Origin of the sequence: Nocardia sp. JMUB6875 (genome assembly GCF_041154655.1) — a bacterium.
GTDB lineage: Bacteria > Actinomycetota > Actinomycetes > Mycobacteriales > Mycobacteriaceae > Nocardia.
Genome location: NZ_BAAFGR010000309.1, coordinates 1 through 4,902 on the forward strand (window position 1 = coordinate 1; position 4,902 = coordinate 4,902).

General features: G+C 69.0%; 5 protein-coding genes and 1 pseudogene. 4 read left to right on the forward strand and 2 right to left on the reverse strand.

The annotated features are described in order from the left end of the window. Positions 1-293: pseudogene (locus ACAM49_RS38790) on the forward strand (hypothetical protein); the annotation flags it as partial. Between the two features lie 10 nt (positions 294-303). Here ACAM49_RS38790 and ACAM49_RS38795 read toward each other — a convergent pair. Beyond that, the gene (locus ACAM49_RS38795; protein WP_369640505.1) at positions 304-861 is read right to left on the reverse strand and encodes a class I SAM-dependent methyltransferase; all 558 of its coding nucleotides are present in this window, start codon (positions 859-861) and stop codon (positions 304-306) included. Positions 862-921: 60 nt separating this feature from the next. Here ACAM49_RS38795 and ACAM49_RS38800 point away from each other — a divergent pair, with 60 nt between their 5' ends. Both ACAM49_RS38800 and ACAM49_RS38805 read left to right on the forward strand, forming a co-directional pair. Next, positions 922-1,689 (forward strand): helix-turn-helix domain-containing protein, encoded by a 768-nt coding sequence (locus ACAM49_RS38800; protein ID WP_369640501.1) that lies wholly within the window; start codon positions 922-924, stop codon positions 1,687-1,689. 31 nt (positions 1,690-1,720) lie between these two features. Next, positions 1,721-2,020 carry a DUF1905 domain-containing protein gene (locus ACAM49_RS38805; RefSeq protein ID WP_369640502.1) on the forward strand — a complete coding sequence of 100 codons (300 nt, stop codon included), beginning with the start codon at positions 1,721-1,723 and terminating at the stop codon, positions 2,018-2,020. A gap of 20 nt (positions 2,021-2,040) precedes the next feature. Here the strand turns inward: ACAM49_RS38805 and ACAM49_RS38810 are convergent, their stop codons facing one another. Further along, a complete protein-coding gene (locus ACAM49_RS38810) occupies positions 2,041-3,750 on the reverse strand; it encodes a DEAD/DEAH box helicase (RefSeq protein ID WP_369640503.1) in 1,710 nt (569 codons plus the stop codon). Between the two features lie 122 nt (positions 3,751-3,872). Between ACAM49_RS38810 and ACAM49_RS38815 the strand changes: the two genes are divergently transcribed. Beyond that, the coding region (locus ACAM49_RS38815; protein WP_369640504.1) for a YihY/virulence factor BrkB family protein at positions 3,873-4,902 on the forward strand (1,030 nt) is incomplete at its 3' end.

The following is a 4,902-nucleotide window of genomic DNA, read 5'->3' on the forward strand; positions in this document are numbered from 1 at the left end:
CCGACACCCTCACCTTCAGCGACGAACTCCACGCCGCGGTGGTCGCCGCCGGACTCTCCGTCGCCCCCGTCCTCGCGGGCACCGACTGCTCCTGCCGCGCCCGCAACGCCCGCTGCCTCCACATGCTCGCCACCTGCTACGCGGTAATCCGCCTGATCGACGAAACCCCCTGGCTGGCCCTGGATCTCCAGGGCTACCGCAGCGCCCCGCCGGAAGCAGCCGACGAAGCCCCGGCATCGATCCCCCGCTGGACGCCGATCGACGCCCTGGACCCGGCCGTCTACTTCGGCTGAACCGGTTCGGTCAGGGGCGACGGGCCCGGAAGCGGAACATGGTTGCGCCGGTGTCGATCTCGACATCGGCGTAACCAGCGCGGGTCAGGCGGTCGGTGAGGGTGGCGGGCGGGACCGGGACGCAGGTGTCGCCGAGGTGCATGAGGCGGAAAGTCAGGCGGTCGAGGCCGTCGCTGCCCGCGAAGACGCCGCCGGGGCGCAGGACTCGGAAGGCTTCGGCGAAGAGGTCGTCCTGCTGAGCCGGAGACGGGACGTGGTGGAGCATGGTGAAGCAGACGACCGAGCTGAATTCCTTGTCAGGCAAGGGCATCGCGGTGCCGTCGCCCTCGATGACGCGCAGGTCGGAGCGGCGGGTGCGGAGGCGGGCAGCCAGGGCGGGGTCGATTTCCAGGCCGGTGAGTTCGGGGACGCGGCCGCGAAGGGTACTGATGTTCGCGCCGTAGCCGGGGCCGACTTCGAGGGCTTGATCGCCGAGGTCGATACCGTTCAGCGCCCAGGGAACGATGCGGGTGGCGCTGGCGCGCTCCCACATGCTCGAGCGGCAGAGCACCTGGTGGAAGTAGTTCATACCCATGGGAGAACGGTAGGCAGCGACGGCGATGACCGCGAGAGACTACAGTGACAGATTGTGTCGTCAAACGGTCAACCTCGGGTGCTGAGCGCGCCGTCCGGGCCGACGGCGATGGTGTTCGGGGCGGGCACGCTGCCCGCCGGGCACTGGTTCGATGAGCATGAGCATCCGCAGCATCAAATCGCCTGGGCGGCACGGGGAGTGCTGACCGTGGAGACGGCGGGCGGGCATTGGGTTTTGCCGCCGACGCGGGCGCTGTGGATTCCCGGCGGGACGCGGCATCGGACCGGGACTCTCGAGGGCGCGATCATGCACGGCATCTACCTGACGCCGGAGCGTTCGCCGGTGGCCTATCCGGTACCGACCATGCTGCGGGTCGGCAGGCTCATGCACGAGTTGTTCCTACACCTGACCTCGGACGCCACCACTCAGGACCAGCGGGAACGGGCCGAGGCGGTCGTCTTCGACCTCCTCGATCCGGTCGATGTCATCCCCATCGGGGCCCCTACGCCGGAGGATCCGCGCACGCGCCGGGTCGCGGAGTTGCTGCGCGCCGACCCCGGCGATCAGCGGACTCTCGCCGAATTGGCCGCCGCGGTCGCCACCAGCCCGCGCACCCTGGCCCGCGGCTTCCTCGCCGAAACCGGAATCACCTTCGGCCAGTGGCGAACCCAGCTCCGCCTGGCCGCCTCCCTGCCGCTACTCGCCTCCGGCCTGCCGGTCGCCCGGATCGCCGAGCGCGTCGGCTACGCCACCCCCAGCTCCTATGTCGCCGCCTTCCACCGCGAGGTCGGCGTCTCCCCCGCCCGCTATTTCACTCGTTGATCTGTCGGTCGTGGGCGATACGGTCGGCGGTATGGCGAACCGCGAGTACTCGTTTACGGCTGAGCTCTGGGAGTGGGAGGCGCAGGCGTCGTGGTTCTTCGTGAGTTTGCCCGAGGCCGTCGCCGACGAGATCGAGGAGCGGTTCGGGCATACCGCGGCCGGGTTCGGGTCGATCAAGGTCAAGGTGACCGTGGGCAGCAGCCGGTGGTCCACTTCGATCTTTCCGGACAGCAAGCGGGGCACGTATGTGCTGCCGATGAAGAAGGCCGTCCGGACCGCCGAGGGACTGACCGTCGGCGATCCGGTCGAGGTGGAGCTGGAAATCGTGTGATCCCTGCGCCACTCAGTGGATCAGAGGCGGCGGAGGGCGGCGATGCGCTCCGTCAGCTGGTCGGCGGTGGCGAGAGCGGTTGGGGGGCCGCCGCATTCGCGGCGTAGGTCGCCGTGGATGACGCCGTGGGGTTTGCCGGTGCGGTGGTGGTGCATGGCCACCAGGGAGTTGAGTTCGCGACGCAACTCCGAGAGGCGGTCGGAGGTGGCGGCGCGTTCGGCGGCGGCCTCGACCGCGGGGCCCGCCGGGGCGGCGGCGACGGCGCTGCGTTCCTGGAGCTGGCGGGATTGGCGTTCGCGGAGCAGGGCGCGCATCTGGTCGGCGTCGAGCAGGCCCGGGATGCCGAGGTAGTCGGCCTCCTCGTCGCTGCCGGAGAAGGTGGCGGTGCCGAAGGAGTCGCCGTCGTAGATGACCTGGTCGAGCTCGGCGTCGGCGGCCAGGGCGATGAACTTCTTCTCCTCCTCGCCCGGTTCGTCCTTCTGCCTGTTGGCGTCGATGAGCAGTTCGTCCTCGAGCGCGTTGGCCTCGCGGTGCGGCTTGCCGATGACGTGGTCGCGCTGCAACTCCAGCTGGGCGGCCAGATCCAGGAGCACCGGCACCGAGGGCAGGAAGACGCTGGCGGTCTCACCGGCCTTGCGGGCACGCACGAAGCGGCCGATGGCCTGCGCGAAGTACAGCGGGGTCGAGGCGCTGGTCGCGTAGACACCGACGGCCAGGCGCGGCACGTCGACGCCCTCGGACACCATGCGCACCGCGACCATCCACGGATCGGTGTTGTTGCTGAACTCGCCGATGCGGTTGGAGGAGTCCGGGTCATCGGAGAGCACGATGGTCGGTTTGGTGCCCGAGATGTGTTCCAGCAGTTCGGCGTAGTCGCGCGCCTTGTCCTGGTCGGTGGCGATCACCAGGCCGCCCGCGTCGGGCATGCCGGTGGCGCGCAGCTGCCGCAGGCGGGTGTCGGCCGCCTGCAGCACCTTCGACATCCAGTCGCCCGCGGGATCGAGAGCGGTGCGCCAGGCGCGCGCGGTCTGTTCCGCGTTGAGGGGTTCGCCGAGCCGGGCCGAGTACTCCTCGCCCGCGCTGTCGCGCCAGTGCGCCTCACCGGAATAGGCGAGGAACACCACCGGTCTGACGACGCCGTCGGCGAGCGCCTCGGAGTAGCCGTAGGTGTGGTCGGCCTTCGACTTCTCGAAACCGGACTCGTCGACCTCGTAGGTGATGAACGGGATCTTCGAATCGTCGCTGCGGAACGGGGTACCGGTCAGGTGCAGGCGGCGGGTGGCGTCGCTGAACGCCTCCTCGACGGCCTCGCCCCAGCTCTTGGCGTCACCGGCGTGATGGATCTCGTCCATGATCACCAGCGTCTTGCGGTTCTCGGTCCGCACCCGGTGCTTGAACGGGTGCGACGCGATCTGCGCGTACGTCACCACGACACCGTGGTAGTCCGAGGACGTGGAGCCGGTCGAGTTCGAGAAGTTCGAGTCCAGCTGAATCCCGTTGCGCGCGGCCGAGGCCGCCCACTGGTGCTTGAGGTGCTCGGTGGGCGCTACCACCGTCACCTGATCGACCGTGCGGTCGTTCAACAACTCGGCAGCCACCCGCAACGCGAAGGTCGTCTTACCGGCGCCCGGAGTCGCAACGGCAAGAAAATCGCGTGGCTTGGTCGTCAGATACTTGGTTAGTGCCCTGCGCTGCCATGCACGTAACGAACCGCCACCACCCGAAGTCACTCGGTAGAGAGTAGCGATCGAACCCGACAGCTTTCCAATCCGACACAGCCCCTTCGAGTGCGCCACGACACATTGCGGGTCCGCTCCCATTCGAACCGCTGGTAGGCGATGCTTAGGCCACGATGAACGCGCCCGACGACTCTCCGCAACACGCCGACGCGCCCGCGCCCGCAACGCCCGTCGTGCTCGCCGCCACCCGGTGGGGGCGCATCCGGCAACTCGTCGTGCACGTCGCGGTGAAGGCCTGGGACGATTCGATCTTCAACAAATCGGCCGCGGCCGCCTTCTGGCAGACGCTGTCGCTGGCACCGCTGCTGCTCGGACTGCTCGGCAGCCTCGGCTATGTCGGGCACTGGTTCGGCCCGAACACGGTGAGCATCGTGCAGTCCAAGATCGTGAGCTTCGCGCGGAAGGCGTTCAGCCCCAGCGTGGTCGACTCCCTGGTGCAGCCGACGGTCAACGACGTCCTGCAGCGCGGCCACGGCGGTGTGGTCTCGGTCGGCTTCGTGCTGTCGCTGTGGGCCGGCTCCTCGGCCATGGCCACCTTCGTCGACGCCATCACCGCCGCGCACGGTCAGGCCACGGCCCGCCACCCGGTCTGGCAGCGCATCTTCGCCCTGCTGCTCTACGTCGGCTTCCTGCTGATCGCCGTCCTGATCCTGCCCCTGATCGCGCTGGGCCCGACCATCGTCGGCCGCGTCCTCCCCCACGCCTGGCGCGAACCCGGGCTGCGCCTGATCGACACGTTCTACTACCCCGGCACCGGCCTGCTCCTGATCGTCGGCCTGACCTTCCTCTACAAAATGGCCCTGCACCGCACCCTCCCCTGGCACCGCCTCTTCGGCGGCGCTCTGGTCGCGGGTGTGTTCTTCATGGCCGCCAGCGAGGGCCTGCGCCGCTACCTGACCTGGATCACCAAGACCGGAATCTCCTACGGCGCCTTGGCCGCCCCCATCGCATTCCTGCTGTTCACGTTCTTCTTGGCCTTCGCGATCATCCTGGGTGCCGAATTCAATGCCAGCGTCCAAGAGTTCTGGCCTGCCCGAGCCACCCGCCTCTCCCAGATCCGCGGCTGGTGGAATTCGCGCAGGCACCGTCGAACCGCCGCGCCCGCCGGCGAGGCAGCCCCCGCGCCGGAGGATCCGTCACCCC